The sequence below is a fragment of the Blautia sp. OF03-13 genome (genome assembly GCF_003460685.1).
Classification (GTDB): domain Bacteria; phylum Bacillota; class Clostridia; order Lachnospirales; family Lachnospiraceae; genus Fusicatenibacter; species Fusicatenibacter saccharivorans.
Genome location: NZ_QTVR01000001.1, coordinates 220080 through 239448, shown reverse-complemented (window position 1 = coordinate 239448; position 19369 = coordinate 220080). Strand labels below are relative to the sequence as shown.

Annotated in this window: 12 protein-coding genes and 4 pseudogenes; 12 read left to right on the top strand and 4 right to left on the bottom strand. The window is 50.1% G+C overall.

Features of this window, described 5'->3' with window-relative positions; genetic code table 11:
• Positions 1-76 precede the first annotated feature (76 nt).
• Genes DXA55_RS01065 through DXA55_RS01050 form a run of 4 tightly spaced genes read left to right on the top strand, consistent with a single transcriptional unit; the run spans position 77 to position 3329 of the window.
• Positions 77-751: a phosphatase PAP2 family protein gene (locus DXA55_RS01065; RefSeq protein WP_179973098.1), complete on the top strand. Its 675-nt coding sequence runs from the start codon at positions 77-79 to the stop codon at positions 749-751.
• A complete protein-coding gene (locus DXA55_RS01060; protein ID WP_117761566.1) occupies positions 741-1802 on the top strand; it encodes a lysylphosphatidylglycerol synthase transmembrane domain-containing protein in 1062 nt (353 codons plus the stop codon). Before DXA55_RS01065 ends, DXA55_RS01060 begins: the two co-directional genes overlap by 11 nt.
• Positions 1786-2421 (top strand): CDP-alcohol phosphatidyltransferase family protein, encoded by a 636-nt coding sequence (locus DXA55_RS01055; RefSeq protein WP_117812818.1) that lies wholly within the window; start codon positions 1786-1788, stop codon positions 2419-2421. The genes DXA55_RS01060 and DXA55_RS01055 overlap by 17 nt, the downstream gene beginning before the upstream one ends.
• The gene (locus DXA55_RS01050; protein ID WP_242991173.1) at positions 2418-3329 is read left to right on the top strand and encodes a phosphatidylserine decarboxylase; all 912 of its coding nucleotides are present in this window, start codon (positions 2418-2420) and stop codon (positions 3327-3329) included. Before DXA55_RS01055 ends, DXA55_RS01050 begins: the two co-directional genes overlap by 4 nt.
• A 60-nt stretch (positions 3330-3389) precedes the next feature.
• Here the strand turns inward: DXA55_RS01050 and aroA are convergent, their stop codons facing one another.
• On the bottom strand, positions 3390-4673 hold the full coding sequence (gene aroA / locus DXA55_RS01045) for a 3-phosphoshikimate 1-carboxyvinyltransferase (RefSeq protein ID WP_117812817.1): 1284 nt from the start codon (positions 4671-4673) through the stop codon (positions 3390-3392).
• A gap of 34 nt (positions 4674-4707) precedes the next feature.
• On the bottom strand, positions 4708-5820 hold the full coding sequence (locus DXA55_RS01040) for a prephenate dehydrogenase (RefSeq protein WP_055265977.1): 1113 nt from the start codon (positions 5818-5820) through the stop codon (positions 4708-4710).
• 398 nt (positions 5821-6218) lie between these two features.
• Between DXA55_RS01040 and DXA55_RS01035 the strand changes: the two are divergent.
• The 3 genes and pseudogenes from DXA55_RS01035 to DXA55_RS01025 all read left to right on the top strand — a co-directional run bounded on the left by DXA55_RS01035 (position 6219) and on the right by DXA55_RS01025 (position 11602).
• A pseudogene (locus tag DXA55_RS01035) lies at positions 6219-8308 on the top strand (elongation factor G).
• Between the two features lie 233 nt (positions 8309-8541).
• Positions 8542-10944: pseudogene (gene leuS / locus DXA55_RS19100) on the top strand (leucine--tRNA ligase).
• A 94-nt stretch (positions 10945-11038) separates the two neighbouring features.
• Entirely contained in the window at positions 11039-11602 is a 564-nt protein-coding gene (locus tag DXA55_RS01025) for a TIGR01440 family protein (protein WP_117812816.1), read from the top strand.
• An 89-nt stretch (positions 11603-11691) separates the two neighbouring features.
• Here the strand turns inward: DXA55_RS01025 and DXA55_RS19095 are convergent.
• Positions 11692-14159, bottom strand: a pseudogene (locus DXA55_RS19095) (cation-translocating P-type ATPase).
• Positions 14160-14374: 215 nt separating this feature from the next.
• Positions 14375-16116, bottom strand: a pseudogene (locus tag DXA55_RS01015) (Rqc2 family fibronectin-binding protein).
• Positions 16117-16267: 151 nt separating this feature from the next.
• Here DXA55_RS01015 and DXA55_RS01010 point away from each other — a divergent pair.
• The 5 genes from DXA55_RS01010 to pgsA are packed head-to-tail and all read left to right on the top strand — an operon-like array spanning position 16268 to position 19307.
• Positions 16268-16546 carry a DUF370 domain-containing protein gene (locus DXA55_RS01010; protein ID WP_055218332.1) on the top strand — a complete coding sequence of 93 codons (279 nt, stop codon included), beginning with the start codon at positions 16268-16270 and terminating at the stop codon, positions 16544-16546.
• A complete protein-coding gene (gmk, locus tag DXA55_RS01005) occupies positions 16539-17153 on the top strand; it encodes a guanylate kinase (protein ID WP_022461423.1) in 615 nt (204 codons plus the stop codon). The genes DXA55_RS01010 and gmk overlap by 8 nt, the downstream gene beginning before the upstream one ends.
• 15 nt (positions 17154-17168) lie before the next feature.
• Positions 17169-17447, top strand: a complete 279-nt coding sequence (gene rpoZ, locus DXA55_RS01000) for a DNA-directed RNA polymerase subunit omega (protein ID WP_022461424.1) — start codon at positions 17169-17171, stop codon at positions 17445-17447.
• A 1-nt stretch (position 17448) separates the two neighbouring features.
• Positions 17449-18774 carry a 30S ribosomal protein S12 methylthiotransferase RimO gene (rimO, locus tag DXA55_RS00995; protein ID WP_055217739.1) on the top strand — a complete coding sequence of 442 codons (1326 nt, stop codon included), beginning with the start codon at positions 17449-17451 and terminating at the stop codon, positions 18772-18774.
• The gene (gene pgsA, locus DXA55_RS00990) at positions 18771-19307 is read left to right on the top strand and encodes a CDP-diacylglycerol--glycerol-3-phosphate 3-phosphatidyltransferase (protein ID WP_055228244.1); all 537 of its coding nucleotides are present in this window, start codon (positions 18771-18773) and stop codon (positions 19305-19307) included. The genes rimO and pgsA overlap by 4 nt, the downstream gene beginning before the upstream one ends.
• Positions 19308-19369 lie beyond the last annotated feature (62 nt).

Below are 19369 nucleotides of genomic sequence, written 5' to 3'. Positions count from 1 at the left end.
AACGAGCGGAACTGGGTTGTGTCAGGGAATGTTTTTGCGTATACTGATACGTGTTTGAGACAAGGGAGGACGGATTTTGAAGAGAGACGAGAGAAGAAAGTTTCCATACTATGGTATCCTGCCGCTAATTCTGACGCTGACAGCGAATTTTATCGCTTATTTTGGAACGCGGCCGTTTACCAGTTCGTGGAAACATTACAATATAGAAACGGTGCTGGACCAGCAGATCCCGGTGATCCCGTGGACGATCGTGATTTATTTTGGCTGTTATCTGGTCTGGATTGTAAATTATCTGATTGCCGCAAGCAGAGAGAAAGAATTTGTCTGGCGGTTCTTTGCAGCAGATGTTCTGGCGCGGCTTGTCTGTATGGCATTTTATCTGCTGCTGCCGACAACGAACGTAAGGCCGTCGATCCCGGAACAGGGATTCTGGAATCAGATGCTTGCGTTGCTCTACCAGATGGATGCGGCGGACAATTTGTTCCCATCGATTCACTGCCTGAACAGCTGGTTCTGCTATATCGCAGTCCGCAGCAGACGGGAGATTCCGCGCTGGTATCAGCGGTTCTCTTTCTGGGCGGCACTTGCCGTGTTTGTCTCTACGCTGACAACAAAGCAGCATGTGATTGCAGATGTGATTGGCGGAGCGCTTCTGGCAGAAGTGACGTGGCAGATCGCGGGACGCACGCATCTTGGTGCATGGTATGGCATGATATTGGAACGAAGGAGGTGGAAACGCCGTGCAGAGTAAGAAAAAAATGATCGTGAATACCGTTTTTCTCGTTGTGATTTTTGCGTTGACGATATACGGTGTTTTCCACGGCGAAGACCTTGGCGCAATGATGGAAGCAATGCGGCGGGCAGATGTGCGGTGGCTGTTGCCGGGACTGTTCTGTGTCGTGTTTTTTATCTGGGGAGAATCGATCATCATCTGGTACATGATGCATTCCTTCCAGATTCCGGTGAAGAAGCGGACATGTTTTCTGTTTTCTTCCGTCGGATTCTTTTTCAGCTGTATCACACCGTCCGCAAGCGGCGGCCAGCCGATGCAGCTTTACTATATGAAAAAGGAGAAAATATCTCTTCCGGTATCAACGGTGATTCTGATGATCGTCACGATCACCTACAAAGCGGTGCTGGTCGTGGTGGGACTTGGGCTTGTTCTGTTCGGACAGGGCTTCCTGCACCGGTATCTGACGGAAATCCTTCCGGTTTTCTATCTGGGAATCGGTCTGAATGTCTTCTGTGTCACAGCCATGCTTATTCTGGTTTTTCATCCGGCGCTTGCGCGGACAATTCTGGTTTTGGGACTGAAAATCGTGGAAAAACTGCATTTGATGAAACGAAAAGAAAGCCGCCTGAAAAAACTGGAAGCTTCCATGGAAGTCTACCAGAATACGGCAGCGTATCTTGGCACCCACAAAATGGTGCTGGTCAATGTCCTTGCGATTACCTTTGCACAGAGGTTTGCTTTATTTGCAGCAACATGGTTTGTATACCGCGCCTTCCATTTATCAGGCATTTCCTTTATCACCATTGTGCTGCTGCAGGCGGTCATTTCCGTATCGGTTGACATGCTGCCGCTTCCGGGAGGAATGGGAATCAGCGAGACACTGTTCCTGAAAATTTTCCCGCCGGTCTTTGGAAGCACGCTGCTTCTTCCGGCAATGGTGCTTTCCAGAGGGCTCGGCTACTACGGGGAACTGCTGGTGAGTGCAGTCTTTACCATCGTCGCACAGCTTACGATCGGGAATACGAAAAGAGAAAAAAGAGGGGGAACTACATATGATAGGGTTCTATGATTATACCGTAATATTAACATATATCAGCTTTGCATCGTCCATCAGCGGCATTTTTCTTGCAACGCGGGGACACTTTAACTGGGCGATTTTTTGTCTTGCTTTTTCCGGACTGTGCGATATGTTCGATGGAAAAATTGCGCGGACGAAGAAAAACAGGACCGAAGATGAAAAGCGGTTCGGCATTCAGATCGATTCGCTCTGCGATGTGGTTTGTTTCGGCGTCTTTCCGATCGTGCTCTGCTATGAGCTTGGCATGACACATTTTTACAGCATTCCGATTCTTGTTTTCTACGGTCTTGCGGGCGTGATCCGTCTGGGATATTTTAACGTGATGGAAGAGAAGCGTCAGAATGAAACTTCGGAGAACCGGAAATATTACCAGGGACTGCCGATTACCTCGATGTCAGTAGCTCTGCCGCTGCTGTTCGTCTTTGCACCGCTCTGCCGCGGATACTTTCTGATCTGGCTGCATCTGCTGGTGCTGGCGGTCGGCGTTCTGTTTATCACGGATTTCCGCTTCCGCAAGCCGACGAATAAAGAGCTTGCTGTGCTGGTAGCGGTCGTTGGAGTGGCTGTGCTCCGCGGACTTCTGATCTGGAAGGGAGGAAGAACGGTTTGAGACTCTGCGCTTATCCTTACCGAAAACAGGGGAAAAATTATCCAAAGCTTGATTTGATCCGCGAGGAAAATGATCTGCAGGACCGTTTTCTACACATGATGTACAGCCATGCCGCCGGAAGAGCCGCGATGCAGCCGCTGGTTCAGTCATTTGTATCTCGTGCGGCAGGCTGCTTTCTGGACAGCCGCTTATCGGTGCCGCTGGTTGCACCGTTTGTAAAGAAAAATCATATTTCACTGAAGGAATGTACCGCAAAGCAGTTTATCTCGTTCAATGATTTCTTTGTGCGGAAGCTGAAAATGGATGCACGTCCGTTTTCCAATGCGCCGCAGGATTTTATCAGCCCGTGTGATGCGCGGCTTACGGTTTATCCGATTCATGAGAACGGGAAGTTTGAGATCAAGAACACAGAATATACGCTGGAACAGCTTCTGCGCGACAGGAAGCTGGCAAAACGGTATGAGGGCGGAACGTTATTTCTGTTTCGGCTTTCCGTGGACGATTATCACCGGTATCTCTTTGTTGATGACGGCGTCTGCTCGACGGAACGGCGGATTGAGGGCGTACTCCACACGGTCAATCCGGCGGCGAATGATTTTTGCCCGATCTATAAAGAAAATACGAGAACCTACACGTTGCTGCAGTCCGCAAATTTCGGCACACTGCTGCAGATGGAGGTCGGCGCGATGATGGTCGGAAAGATTGTCAATGAAAATGCCGGAGCGGCGAGACGTGTACAGCGCGGCGAAGAGAAAGGCTATTTTGCCTTCGGTGGTTCGACAGTGATCGTTCTGGCACAGAAGGGAAGCGCAGTGCCGGAAAAACGGATCTGGAATTATTCGCGGCTTGGAATCGAAACGCGGGTACGGCAGGGAGAAACGGTTGGAACGGCCGGAAGAACAGGGTAAAAGCAAAAAAATGGATTGTGAGGAAATGATCTTCACAATCCATTTTTGTTTAAACGTTTTTTATGCCTGCAGCCGTGCCAGATCTTGGTAGAATGTCGGATACGAGATATCCACACAGCCGGCGCGCAGGATTTCCGTCGGTGTCTCTGCGGCAAGCGAAGCGATTGCAAACGACATCGCAATGCGGTGGTCGAGGCGGCTGTCGATTTGGGCGCCGTGGAACGGTTTTCCGCCCTCAATGATCATGCCGTCGTCCGTGCCTTCCAGGGAAACACCCATCGCGGTGAGTTCGTTTACCATGATATCAAGACGGTTCGATTCTTTGACTTTCAGCTCCTCCGCATTCCGGATCACGGTTGTACCGTTCGCTGTGGCGGCAAGAACCGCGATGATCGGGATTTCATCGATCAGGGTCGGGATCAGTTCGCCCTCGATGACAGTGCCGGAAAGAGACGGCGTATAGCGCACGAGAAGGTCTGCAACCGGTTCTCCGCCGGAGTTCTGCTCATTCAGAAGTGTGATGTCAGCACCCATGGCGCGGCAGACGCGGAGCATACCGTCGCGGGTCGGGTTGATGCCGACATTTTTCAGGAGCACCTCAGAGCCTGGAACTATCAGCGCGGCGGCGATGAAGTAGGCGGCGGAGGAAATATCTCCCGGCACACGGACGAGATTTCCATGGAGATCCGGGTCCGGCAGAACCGATGCGGTCAGCCCTTCGGAGGCAACGTCGGCGCCGAAGAATTTCAGCATCAGCTCCGTATGGTTTCTGGAAAGAGCCGGTTCGGTAACGCTTGTTTTTCCGTCAGCATACAGTCCGGCAAGCAGGACACACGATTTGACCTGTGCGGATGCGACCGGCGAAAGATAGGAGATGGCGTGGAGCGGATGGCTGTTGATTGCAAGCGGCGCACAGCCGTTTTCCGGAATACTGCGGATGGAAGCGCCCATCTGGGTCAGCGGATTGATGATGCGTCCCATCGGCCGTTTCTGAATGGAGGCGTCACCGGTCAGTGTACTGGAAAAGTTCTGGCCGGCAAGAATGCCGGAGATCAGGCGTGTCGTTGTTCCGCTGTTTCCGCAGTCGAGAACGGCGGACGGAGCCGAAAGCCCGTGCAGGCCTTTTCCATGAACGAGGATGCGCTCCGGTGTGTTCTCGATCTCAATGCCCATACTGCGGAAGCAGGAGATGGTGGAGAGACAGTCGGCACCCTGTAAAAAGTTTGTAACTTCTGTGGTTCCCTCTGAAATGGCACCGAACATGACGGCGCGGTGGGAAATGGATTTATCGCCCGGCACGGAGATTTCTCCGCGCAGAGGACGTACTGCTTTCTGGAACTGCATAACGTAACTTCCTCCTGTCAAGATATACGCGCTTTTAATTGCGGATATGAATGGTATAGCCATGGTCTTTTAAGACCTTCCGGGCAAGAATGCCTGCCTGCTCTTCATAAAATTCAATGCGGAGAGCACCCTCTTCGAACTCGCGGTTATGCGTAATGCCGATATTTTTAATACTGATCTGGTTGATGGCAAGAATTGTTGTAACGGCTGCGATTCCGCCGGCTTCATCGAGCAGGTCGCAGTAAACGACGTATTCTTTCTTTGTCGGTCCATAGGAAGAATCTTCCATGGAATTCCGGTATTCGCGGGAACTTTCAAACATATTGTAGAGCTCGTGGCCTTTTTTGTTGTCAACCAGGTATTTTGCCTGGACGAGAAGGCGGATATAGGAATCCAGCACATTCGAGAGCTGCTTCTGGTTTGAGAGACAGATCTGCTGCCATACCTCCGGGGAGGAGGAAGCGATGCGGGTGATGTCCTTGAAGCCGCCTGCAGCAACGGTTTTCATCTGCTCTTCCGGTGTGTCCAGGGATGCGAGTGCATTGACCAGGGTAGCGGCAACGATATGCGGCAGATGACTGACACCTGCGGTGATGTAGTCGTGCTCTTCGTATGTTAAAACCATCGGGATCGCCTTTAAGGACTGGACAAGATCAACGAAAGCGGAAACTGTCGCGATCTCAACATCTGGTCCGGGTGTAATCATATAGTAAGCATTTTCCAGCAGGTAATCGGTGGCGCTGGAATATCCCGTCTTTTCGGAGCCTGCCATCGGATGGCCGCCGATAAACTGGTGCGTCATGCCGAGGGTCTCAACCGCCTGATGGATTTCTCCTTTTACACTTCCGACGTCTGTGATGATACAGCCCGGTTTTGCGATGCCTTTCACGAACGGAAGATAGGAGATGTTGGTGCTGACAGGAGCACATAAGAAGATATAGTCACAGTCGGCAAAGCGGTCGTCCCGTTCTTCCAGCGCGATATCAATCACGCCTTCCTGAATTGCCTCTTCGATCGTCGCTTTGGTGCGGCAGTAGGCCATCAGTTTATACTCCGGGTGAACCTTTCTGAGGGTTTTTGCAATGGAGCCGCCGATGAGGCCAAGGCCGATAAAGCCGATACAGATTTTTTCGGATGTATCACACATAATTCAAGTAGTCCTTTCTGACAATTTTCGTAGGTAAATCGTATAAAAGACATTGTAAAGCATCTGAAATCAAATGTCAAAGATTTCTTGCTTTAAAGTGACAAAGTATTTTTGAAAGGCAGCAATTTTGCTTGTTTTGCAAAATCCGGCAGATTCCACAGAAAAGCCAGACAGAAAAGCGGAAGAAAGGCAGAATAACCAGCTAAAATACATATAAAATTTAAAAATTCAGAAATATATTGTGAAATATGAATAATATACTTGCAAAAAAGCAAAAACTTTAGTAGAATAGTGACTATGATAAGAGGAACGGAAGACGTGAATCTTGATAAAAAGCAGAAAGGCGAATAAGAGCGGCCTTGCAATCTGCAAATTTACTTACATGGGAGGTATTACATATGGACGTTTTTAGAACTGACCGAATCAGAAATGTGGTGCTGCTGGGGCACAGCGGCTCCGGAAAGACAAGTCTGACCGAAGCTATGGCTTATCTTTCCGGTATGACAAACCGTCTCGGAAAAGTGACGGACGGAAATACCGTCAGCGATTTTGACAAAGAAGAAATCAAGCGCAAATGCTCTATTTCCACAACGCTTGTCCCGGTCGTATGGGGAAAAAATAAGATCAATGTTCTGGATACTCCTGGAATGTTTGATTTCGTAGGAGAAGCACAGGAAGCCGCTTCCGCAGCAGATGCCGCTGTAATCGTGGTATCCGGAAAGGCCGGCGTGCAGGTCGGAACCCAGAAAGCATGGGAACTCTGCGAGAAATACAATCTTCCGCGTATGATCTTCGTAACGGAAATGGATCAGGACGATGTCAGCTACCGAGAAGTCGTTGAGCAGCTCACCGAACTGTACGGAAAACGAATCGCACCGCTTCATATGCCTCTGCGTGAAAACGGTAAATTTGTAGGATATATCAATATTGTAAAGAACAAAGGCCGCAGATATATCGAAAAAGATAAAAAAGAAGAATGCCCGATTCCGGATTACTCCGTAGAATATCTGGAGAAGTACCGTGAAACCCTGATGGAATCCGTGGCAGAAACAAGTGAAGAGTTTATGGACCGCTACTTTGGCGGAGAAGAGTTCTCGGTAGCAGAGATTTCCGCAGCGCTTGCCATGAACGTAGGAGACGGCACCATCGTTCCGGTATGCATGGGCTCCCCGGTCAATCTGCAGGGCGTATCGAACCTTCTTGATGATATCTGCGGATACTTCCCGGATCCGTCCACCCGTCCGTGTGCCGGCATCAATCTCAATACGAACGAAATTTTCGAGGCAAATTACGACTTCGCGAAACCGAAGAGCGCGACCATTTTCAAGACGATCGTGGATCCGTTCCTTGGAAAATATTCAATGATTAAGGTTTGCTCCGGCGTTATTAAAAGCGATGATGTGCTCTATAATGTAGATCAGGAATCCGAAGAAAAACTGAGCAAGCTGTACGTGCTCGAAGGCTCCAAGCCGATCGAAGTACCGGAGCTTCATGCAGGAGATATCGGTGCCATCGCAAAACTCGGCGATGCAAGAACCGGCGATTCCCTTGCGACAAAGAACAATCAGGTCCGCTACGGAAAACCGGATGTTTCGACTCCGTACACCGCAAAACGATATAAACCGAAGAACAAAGCCGATGTAGATAAGATCTCCCAGGCCTTTGCCAAGATGATGCAGGAAGACCTGACTATGAAGGCAGTCAATGATTCTGCAAACCATCAGACATTGCTGTACGGCATGGGCGACCAGCACATCGATATTATCGTCAGCAAGCTGCTGGAGCGCTACAAAGTAGAAGTAGAGCTGTCCCGTCCGAGGTAGCCTTCCGCGAGACGATCCGCAAAAATTCGGATGTAGAAGCAAAATACAAAAAACAGTCCGGCGGCCACGGCCAGTACGGTCATGTAAAAATGCGCTTCTCCGCTTCCGGAGATCTCCAGAAACCATACGTTTTCGAGCAGGAAGTTGTCGGCGGCGCCGTTCCGAAGAACTACTTCCCGGCTGTTGAAAAAGGTATCCAGGAAGCCGTACAGAAAGGCCCTCTGGCTGCTTATCCGGTAGTCGGCGTCAAAGCCGTTCTGTATGATGGTTCTTATCATCCGGTAGACTCCTCCGAGATGGCATTCAAGACCGCAGCGATCCAGGCGTTCAAGAAAGGCTTTATGGAAGCATCCCCGGTTCTCCTTGAGCCGATCGTTTCGATGAAGATCACTGTAGACGATAAATACACCGGCGATATCATGGGCGATCTCAACAAACGCCGCGGCCGTGTGCTCGGCATGAATCCGGATCACAAGGGCCATACGATTATCGAGGCTGATGTTCCGGAACTTGAGATCTACGGATACGGCACAACACTCCGCTCCATGACAGGCGGAAGCGGTGATTTCTCCTATGAGTTTGCGAGATATGAGCAGGCTCCGTCCGATATCCAGGCAAAAGAGATTGAGGCAAGAGCTTCGAAGGTTGAAAAAGCAGAAGAATAAAGCTTTATAAGATAGTGTGATAAAACAGAGAAAATCCGGTTTCGGGAGCAGAATTCGCCCGGAAACCGGATTTTTCTGCGGTTTTTGAAGAAAAACGGAGGATATAGGAAAAAATAAATTGTAAAAACAGGGAAAGAGTGATAGAATACAGCTATATGTTCAAATGTGCATGCTGTCCTATGCGGCGGTGTGAGAAAAAAGAACTTTGAACTTGAACATGCAGGAGGTTACCTATGAGTAAAAGATATGAGCCACAGGACATTGAAAAAAAGTGGCAGAAGATCTGGCAGGATGAAAAAGCCTTTGCCGCCACAGATGATTATACAAAACCGAAATACTACGCACTCGTTGAGTTTCCGTATCCGTCAGGACAGGGACTTCACGTAGGCCATCCGCGTCCGTACACTGCACTGGACATCGTAGCCAGAAAGCGCAGAATGCAGGGTTACAACGTTCTGTATCCGATGGGATGGGATGCATTTGGTCTTCCGACTGAGAACTATGCGATCAAGAACCACATCCATCCGAAGATCGTTACCAAAAACAACGTACATCACTTCAAAGACCAGCTTCAGTCTCTTGGATATTCCTTCGACTGGGACAGAGAGATCAACACGACGGATCCGGAATACTATCACTGGACCCAGTGGATTTTCCTGAAACTTTTCAAAGCCGGACTGGCATATAAAAAAGAGATGCCGATCAACTGGTGTACTTCCTGTAAGGTAGGCCTTGCAAACGAGGAAGTTGTAAACGGCGTGTGCGAGCGCTGCGGAAGCCCGGTTGTCCGCAAAGTAAAGAGCGAGTGGATGCTGAAGATTACCGAGTATGCAGACAAGCTGATTGACGGTCTGGACGGCGTTGACTATATTGAGCGTGTCAAAACTTCCCAGAAAAACTGGATCGGACGTTCCCACGGAGCAGAGGTTGACTTCTCCCTGAAAGATAAACCGGAGAAGCTGACTATCTACACCACACGCCCGGATACCCTGTTCGGTGTTACGTACATGGTACTCTCCCCGGAGCATCCGTACATCGACCAGTACAAAGATGAGATCAAGAACTGGGATGAGGTCTGCGCATACCGTGAGATGGCAGCCAGAAAATCCGATTTCGAGCGTTCCGAGCTTGCAAAAGACAAGACCGGTGTCATGATCGACGGACTTTCCGCAGTCAACCCGGTTAATGGAAAAGAGATCCCGATCTGGATTTCCGATTATGTACTGATGAGCTACGGCACCGGCGCCATCATGGCAGTACCGGCACACGATGAGCGTGACTGGGAGTTCGCAAAGAAATTCAACATGCCGATCATCGAGGTCGTTGCAGGCGGCGACGTACAGAACGAAGTTTACACCGACGTTGCAGAGGGAACTCTTGTCAACTCCGGTTCCTGAACGGACTTTCCGTTGCGGAAGCAAAAAAGAAAATTCTTGAGTGGCTCGAAGAGAACCACGTTGGAAAAGCAAAAACAAACTATAAGCTGCGTGACTGGGTATTCTCCCGTCAGCGTTACTGGGGTGAGCCGATTCCGATCGTACACTGCGACAAATGCGGTTACGTTCCGGTTCCGGAAGAATCTCTTCCGCTGGAGCTGCCGGATGTAGAGAGCTACATGCCGACCGATAACGGCGAGTCTCCGCTGGCTGCCATGACAGACTGGGTCAACACCACCTGCCCGTGCTGCGGAGGACCTGCAAAACGTGAGACCGATACCATGCCGCAGTGGGCTGGTTCTTCCTGGTATTACATCCGCTATACCGATCCGAAGAACAAAGAGGCTCTGGCAAGCAAAGAAGCTATGAAATACTGGCTGCCGGTTGACTGGTACAACGGAGGAATGGAGCACACCACCCTTCACCTTCTGTATTCCCGTTTCTGGCATAAATTCCTGTACGATCAGGCGTAGTCACCTGCCCGGAACCGTATCAGAAACGTACTTCCCACGGAATGATCCTCGGCGAGAACGGCGAGAAGATGAGTAAATCCCGTGGAAACGTTGTCAACCCGGATGATATCGTAGCTGAGTTCGGTGCAGATACCCTGCGTACGTACGAGATGTTCATCGGTGCCTTCGACTTAAGTGCATCCTGGTCTCAGGAAGGCGTAAAAGGATGCCGTCGTTTCCTCGAACGTGTATGGAAACTGCAGGACAGCCTGGTAGACGGAGATCCTACTCCAAAGAGCTGGAGTCCAAAATGCACCAGACCATCAAGAAAGTATCCAGCGACTATGAGTCCCTGAAATACAACACAGCGATCGCAGCCATGATGACCCTGGTCAACGAGTTCTACAAAGCCGGAAAAGTAACGAGAAAAGAGTTCGAAACCCTTCTGATCCTGCTGAATCCGGTTGCACCGCATATGACCGAGGAGCTGTGGGCAGACCTTGGATACGAAGGCCGTTTGTATCAGACCGCATGGCCGGAGTTTGACGAGGAGAAGACCGTAGAGGCAGTAGCCGAGATCGCTGTTCAGATCAACGGCAAAATGCGCGGAACGATCAAAATCGCCAAAGACGCAGATAAAGAGACCGCAATCGCCGCTGCAAAAGAGGCAGTTGCAGACAAACTGACCGGAAACATCGTAAAAGAAATTTACGTACCGGGAAGAATTGTGAATATCGTTCAGAAATAATAATTATGTAAGCTGAAGAAAGGAGGCTGATTCTTGGAAAAAGAGTCAGTCTCCTTTTGCACAAATATTGCTGTTTAGCAAGGAGGGATACAAAATGGATCTTGAAACAATCAGACAGGAAGCGCGTGCCGTCGCAGAGGAGCTGATTACGACAGCGCAGATGAAACCGGGACAGATTCTGGTAGTGGGATGTTCTTCGAGTGAAATTCACAACAGTAAGCTCGGAACGGATTCCAGCCAGGAGATCGGGCAGGCGGTGTTTGAGGCGCTGTGTGCGTGTACGAAGGAGCACGGGCTGTATCTGGCGGCGCAGTGCTGTGAGCATCTGAACCGTGCGGTTGTTCTGGAGCGTGCGGCGGCAGAAAAATATGGTTACGAGCCGGTCTGCGCGGTACCGTGGCTGCATGGCGGCGGATCGTTTGCGATGGCGGCATACTATGGATTGGAGGACGCTGTCACCGTAGAGCGTGTGCAGGCGCATGCAGGTATTGATATCGGTGATGTGCTGATCGGCATGCAGCTGAAGGCAGTAGCCGTTCCGGTCCGGGTATCGCAGAAAATGATCGGAGATGCGCACGTTGTCTGCGCGCGGACAAGACCGAAATACATCGGCGGCGAGCGGACGCATTACGCGGAAGATCCGGAGATGAGAAAGTAAGAAACTGTGATTGGTAAATCAAAAAATGCCGTACAGGCGGAGAAAAATTTCCAACGCTGTACGGCATTTTTGATGTTTGGTTTTACGTTTTATTTCGCTTTTCTCGCTTCCCGTTTTCGCAGGAAGAAAATTTTCTGCTTCCGGTAAAAAGAGGAAATGGAATCCACGAGGATGCTCAAATATCGCAGAACCGGCTCTGTTGCGACAGAGAATACGACCAGCAGCATGATACATTTTCTGGACATATCAGAAATGGCGAACAGCTGGTTCAGATAGGTACTGCAGAAAATGAAGGCAATAATCGAGCCGATCAGGATCGTCCAGCGCATCCAGTTGAGCGGCTTGCTGATCCGGTAGAGAATCATAAAACCGACAATGGCGAGCAGTACGGTGGCAGCGGTCGAAATATCTTCCGAGCCGACCGCAAATTCCTGGCCGAAGACGACGAGTGTTGCGACCATCAAAAAGTCGGTCAGCGCCGCAGGCAGGGCCCGTGTCAGAATGTTCGTGATAAAGTGGCCCTCGATCCGGTTTTTGTTCGGCATTAGCGAGAGCAGGAAGCCTGGAATACCGATCGTAAACATACTGATCAGCGAGATCTGGGACGGCTCCAGCGGATACGTCACCATCGAGATCAGTGAGAAGATGGACAGCAGGAACGAGAAAATGTTCTTTACCAGGAACAGCGTTCCCGAGCGCTGCAGGTTGTTGACAACGCGGCGGCCTTCCAGTACGACAGAAGGCATCTTCGAAAAGTCGTTGTCCAGCAGAACGAGCTGTGCAGCCTGTGCGGCAGCGTCACTTCCGGATGCCATCGCAACGGAGCAGTCGGCATCCTTTAATGCGAGCACATCGTTGACACCATCGCCGGTCATCGCAACGGTCTTGCCGTTTTTCTTTAAAGCCTGGACAAACTGGCGTTTTTGGTCTGGTGTGACACGGCCGAACACGGTGTATTTCAGGATTGCTTCTTCGAGCTCTTCCGGTGTCTTTAGAGTGGAAGCATCAATATAATCCTCTGCGTGTGCAATCCCCGCCTGGCGGCAACCTCAGATACCGTTACCGGAGTATCACCGGAGATGACCTTGACATGGACACCCTGATCTTCGAAGTAGCGGAACGTTTCCGGTGCTTCTTTTCGGATCGGATTGGAGAGAAGCACGTAGCCAAGCGGCGTGACACGGCCGGAGAGTGCTTTTCCATTCGGTACAGTTTCGGATGTGCCGAAGACGAGGAGACGGAATCCCTTTGAGGTATACGCTTCAATTTCACTCTGATAGCGTGCGAAATCATCGCGGAGAACGAACTCCGGGGCACCGAGCACGTAGGAGACATCCGAAAATGTCACACTGGAATACTTGAATTCCGAGGAGAACGAAGTCATCGAAACGGCAGTTCTGCCGTTGTTGTCTTTAAAATATTCTTTCAGTGCCGCCATAGTAATGTTGTCGTTTGACATGGCAGATGCGAAATCACCGACCGCAAGGGAAAGCTCTTCTTTCTGCGGTGCGGGAGCATTTTCGCCGGATTCTGTATCAGGGACTGAACTGGAGCCGACCAGAATCAGGTCATGTACTTTCATATTTGTCTCGGTGATGGTTCCCGTCTTATCGACACAGAGCACGTTGACGCGAGCCAGCGTCTCGATACATTTCATATCATGCACGAGAACCTTCTGCGAAGCCAGACGCATAACGCTGACGGCAAGGGCAACGCTCGCAAGCAGGTAAAGACCTTCTGGGATCATGCCGAGCACGGCGGCCACCATCGAGGTAATGCTCTCACGGAACGCTTCGTGGGAGACGAAAAACTGCTGGCCGAAGAGCAGAAGACCGATCGGAATGATCAGAATGCCGACAACCTTTACCAGCTTGTTGAGGGAGCGGATCATCTCGGACTGTTCGCCCTCTTTCATGGCCTTTGCCTCGAGGGTCAGACGGGAAATGTAGGAATCTTCACCGACCTGGGTCAGACGGCTCTTGCAGCTTCCGGAGACGATAAAACTTCCGGACATCAGCTCGTCGCCCGGGCGCTTGGTAATCTCATCGGATTCACCGGTAAGCAGCGATTCGTTGACCTGTACCTCACCTTCAAGCACGACAGCATCAGCGCAGATCTGTTTTCCTGCGGTAAATACAACAATATCATCGAGTACGAGATCCTCCGCGGCGAGTGTTACCTCAGCACCGTCACGGATCGCAGTAGCCTTCGGCGCGTTTAAAACAGACAGCTTTTCCAGCGTCTTTTTCGCCTTGATTTCCTGTACAATGCCGATCAGCGTGTTCGCGATGATGACCGGCAGAAACGTAAGATCCCGGAACGAACCGGCAAGGATCAGAAAGATGGCAATAATCAGAAAAATCAGGTTGAAATACGTACAGACATTGCTCTTTACGATCTCGGCCGTTGTCTTGGACGGAGGTTCCACCGCGCAGTTGGTCCAGCCGTTCTCGCGGTACTCGGCAACCTGCTCGGCGGAAAGGCCTTTGGAAGGGTCTGCCTCATAGCGCGTCGTTGGAACACGGCGGTGAATGATTTCGGGAATTGTTTTGTTCATAACAGTTATATTCCTCTCCGGCTGTCCTGATAAAGAAGAGACAGCCTCACTGTGGTTTGGTTGAAAAAGATCACGTCTGGAATCTTTTTCCATACTAAGAAGTATACCATAGAGCATCGAAAAAGAAATGAAGGAAGTATTAAATTTTACGAAAAAAAGACTTTTCGCAAAGAGGAACAGATAGGAATGTGCGAAAAGTCTTTTGTATTCTGAATTCAGTCCTGTATTTCCTGAAGATTGCGGATGTTCGGCTCCGCCATCATGGAGTAATTGGTGTAATAAACAACGAAACCCGGTTTGCTTCCGTTTGGTTTGCGCAGGTTTTTCTTTAAGGTGTAGTCGATTTCCACCTTCGGTGCCTGTCTGCCTTTCGAGTAATAGGCGGCGAGAGCAGCGGCCTCTTCGTAGACGGAATCCGGCAGCTCTTTACCGTTCGTCTTTACGATGACATGGCTGCCCGGCTGGCCTTTCGCGTGGAACCACCAGTCGTTGCCGGAGGCGAATTTAAACGAAAGTTCCTCGTTCTGGAAGTTGTTCTTGCCGACATAAATGTCAAAGCCCTCGGAAGAGCGGTAGTGGAACGGATGGGAGGTGATTTTCTGCTTTTTCCCTGTCGGTCCCTTGCGGCGGATGTAGCCGTACTCGATCAGCTCTTCTTTTAACTGCACCAGATCCGCCTCATCGAGCGCAATATCAAGCGCCGTGCTGATGGATTCGAGATGGTCGATTTCCTCTTTCGTCTCGACAAGAAGTTCTTCGAGTGCCTCACGGGTCCGCTTCAGCTTTCCGTAGCGGTCGAAGTATTTTTTCGCATTTTCGCCGGCAGAGAGCGTTCCGTCGAGCGGAATCGTGATTTCCTCGCCGTTATAGTAATTGACGGCTTTCAGCGAAGTATCGCCCGGCTGGCAGCTGTAGCCGTACGTATTTAAAAGCTCACCGTAAATCCGGTATTTTTCCCGCTTGTCGGTGTCTTTTAACTGTTTCTGCTGCAGGTCGTATTTTTTGACATTCCGTTCGAGTGCGGTATTGACGACACGGCGCAGATCGGAAGATTTCTGACGGATGCGGGTGATGCGGTTTTTCATGGCATAGTATGTTTCCAGTACACCGGAGATCGAATCGTATGTTTCCTCCCGCAAATCCTGATACTGCGTCAGTTTCAGTGCGGAAAATTCTTTCGGCTCATCGCCTGGTATACGATGTTCGGCGTAAATGCGCCGTTTTTGATATCCTCAATCAGATAAGAGAAGGTGCGGAACAGATGAAGCTTTGCATTTTCTTCGAGTGCATTGACCGCAAATCCGCCGTCGATGCCGGCGCGGCAGCAGACTTCCTCCGCCATCAGCGGGCTGAAGCCGGTAAGGGAAGTGTAGATTGCCTTTGCGGCAGCCATTGGTTTCGTGCAGACGAAATCGAAAAATTCTTCTTCTGTGATCGTGAGCGGATCTTTCTTATCCTGCGTGTGCGGAATGAACCAGGTGCGGCCCGGAAGAACCTCACGGACAGAACTCATGTTGGCGGAAATATGTTTGATACTGTCAAGGATCGTATTGTCCTCCTGACAGAAGATCAGGTTGCTGTGTTTTCCCATGATCTCCACAATCAGCTTCTTGCGGCAGATATCGCCGAGTTCGTTCAAATGCTCGAGCTCAAAAATAAGAATACGCTCGAGTCCCGGCTGGGTAACGGAGAGAATGCGGGCGCTGCCGATGTGTTTGCGGAGCAGCATACAGAAATTCGGTGCGGTCATCGGGCCGGGCTTATTGTTGTCCGTCAGGTAGATCAGCGGAAGCGAAGCACTTGCCGAGAGGAGAAGACGGTAAACGGTACGGTTGTTTTTTATTGTAATCATCAGCTCGTCGTTTTCCGGCTGTGCGATCTTGTTGATCTTTCCGCCGACGATGGTCTGATTCAGTTCCTGTGCAATATTTGCAATGGTAATTCCATCAAAAGCCATAGAAAATATCTCCTTTGTTTGAAATTCTGGTATTTTCATTATAATACAGAAAAAAAGATTTGACTAGGCTTTCTGAATGAATTATAATAAATCTGTATGGGTAGATGTATTTTCTGAAAAAGACTTCAGAAGGTACAGGAAAGGACGGATTGTGGCAAAACTGATCAACATCGGATTCGGCAATGTCGTAAATTCGGATAAAATAATAGCAGTGGTGAGTCCCGAGGCGGCACCCGTCAAGCGTATGGTGCAGCGTGCAAAGGAAAGCAACCGCATCATCGATGCGACGCAGGGAAGACGCACGAAAGCAGTGCTCATCACCGGAGAAGAATTTATCATCCTTTCGGCTTTGCAGCCGGAAACGATCAGCCGCAGATTCAACGGCGGCTGGGAAACAGAAAAAGAGCGAGGGGAATCTGAAAATGAGTAGAGGAATACTTACTGTAGTATCCGGTTTTTCCGGAGCAGGAAAAGGAACACTGATGAAACGCCTGATGGAGGAGTACGACAACTATGCGCTGTCCATCTCCGTCACCACAAGAGACCCGCGTCCGGGCGAGGAAGACGGCGTATCGTACTTTTTCCGTACAGAAGAAGAGTTTGACCGCATGGTAGAAGAGGATGCCTTCCTCGAGTATGCGCGTTACGTAAAACATTCCTACGGAACGCCGAAGGCATACGTAGAGGAGCAGCTGGATGCCGGAAAAGATGTTCTGCTTGAGATTGAAATCCAGGGAGCACTTCAGGTCAAGGAAAAACGTCCGGACACCCTTCTTGTGTTCATCACACCGCCGACCGCCGAGGAGCTGGAACGACGCCTCCGGGGACGCGGAACGGAAACAGAAGAAGTTATCAAAGGCAGAATGGAGCGTGCAAAAGAGGAAGCACAGGGCATGGACCAGTACGATTATGTCCTGATCAACGACGACCTCGAAACCTGCGTAAAACAGATGCATGAGACCATTCAGAGCCAGCATTTCATGAGCAGCAACCAGAAAGACTTTATCGAACAGATGAAAAAAAGTCTGGAAAAATAGAAAGGAGCATTTATTATGATTCATCCATCTTATCAGGAACTGATTGCAACTATTAACGAGGGCCAGGATCTGGACGAGGCACCGGTTGTCAGCAGCCGTTACTCTCTGGTACTTGCAACAAGCAAACGTGCAAGACAGATCATTGGCGGAGCTGAACCGCTTGTAAAAGTGAAAAAAGGCATGAAACCGCTCTCCATCGCCGTAGAGGAGATGTACAAAGGAGAGGTTACAATCCTTCCGGAATCTGAAGTTGAAGCGGAAGAGGAAACAAAAGAGGAGCCAGTAATTGAATAATATGAAAATTCTGTTTATTTCCCTTGGATGCGATAAAAACCTGGTAGATTCCGAGCATATGCTGGGTCTTCTGGTAGAGCATGGCTTCGAGATCACCGATTCCGAGGAAGATGCAGAGGTTATCGTGATAAACACATGCTGCTTTATCCACGACGCCAAAGAAGAAAGCATTCAAAATATTCTTGAAATGGCGAAATACCGTACAGCGGGAAGCTGTAAGGTTCTTCTGGTAACGGGCTGTATGGCAGAGCGCTACCGCGATGAAATCATTGAGGAGATTCCGGAGGTTGACGCCGTACTTGGAACGAACAGCTATGACAAAATCCTGGATGCCATTCAGGATGTCCTCGGCGGCGACCGCTTCCAGGAGTATGCCGATCTGAAAGGACTGCCGAAAATTGACGCACAGCGCGTTGTAACGACAGGCGGCCATTACGAATATCTGAAAATTGCAGAGGGCTGTGACAAGCACTGTACCTACTGCATCATTCCGAAGCTGCGCGGACCGTACCGCTCCGTTCCGATGGAGGAACTGATAGCAGAAGCGAAGACGATGGCAGAACAGGGTGTCAAAGAGCTCGTTCTCGTTGCGCAGGAGACAACCATTTATGGTATCGATCTGTACGGAAAGCCGTCTCTCCACCTTCTGTTAAAAGAGCTCTGCAAAATTCAGGAGCTCTACTGGATCCGGATTCTGTACTGCTATCCGGAGGACATCTATCCGGAACTCGTTCAGACGATGAAGGAAGAGCCGAAAGTCTGTCACTACCTGGATCTGCCGATTCAGCATGCCAACGATGAGATCCTGCGCCGCATGGGTCGCAGAACATCCAAACAGGAGCTGATCGACAAAATTGATTTCCTGAGAAGCGAGATGCCGGATATCACACTGCGCACCACGCTGATCACAGGATTCCCGGGAGAGACAAAAGAGCAGCACAAAGAACTCCTCGAGTTTATCAACGACATGGAGTTCGACCGTCTCGGCGTATTCACCTACTCTCCGGAGGAGGGAACACCGGCTGCTGCGATGGAGCATCAGATCGACGAGGAGGTAAAACTGGACCGTCAGGCAGAACTGATGGAGCTGCAGCAGGATATCTCTGCAGAACTCGGCGAGCGCAGGATCGGCCAGGAGCTTCTTGTTATGATCGAGGGCAAAGTGGCGGATGAGGATGCCTATGTGGGCAGAAGCCAGGCGGACGCACCGGGTGTAGACGGCTATGTATTTGTCAATACACCGGAAACACTCGTATCCGGCGACTTCGTAAGAGTGAAAATTACCGGTGCTCTGGAATATGATCTGATAGGAGAGATAAGTCAATGAATTTACCAAACAAATTAACGATTCTGCGGGTAATTATGATTCCGTTTTTCGTGTTCTTCCTGCTGTCTGGCGTGGGCGGAAGCGCGTCCAAATGGATTGCACTGGTAATCTTTGCCGCTGCCAGCATCACGGATACGCTGGACGGCTACATTGCAAGACGTGACAATCTGATTACCGATTTCGGAAAGTTTATGGATCCGCTGGCAGATAAGCTGCTGGTATGCTCTGCACTGATCTGCTTTGTAGAGCTGGACAAGCTTCCGGCGTGGATGGTTATTATTATCATCGCAAGAGAATTTATCATCAGCGGTTTCCGCCTGGTTGCTTCGGACAATGGAATTGTCATCGCAGCAAGCTGGTGGGGAAAATCGAAAACAATCAGCCAGATGATTATGATCATTCTTCTGATCGCCGACATTCCGGCACTTTCCGTGCTGAATACCGTGCTGATCTGGGTTGCACTGATTCTGACCGTTGTTTCTCTGATTGATTACCTGGTAAAAAATAAAAACGTGCTTTCCATGCAGAACTAGGCAGGAAAAAGCACAGAATAAAAACGCTGACCGGTTTGGGATTCCAGACCGGCAGCGTTTTT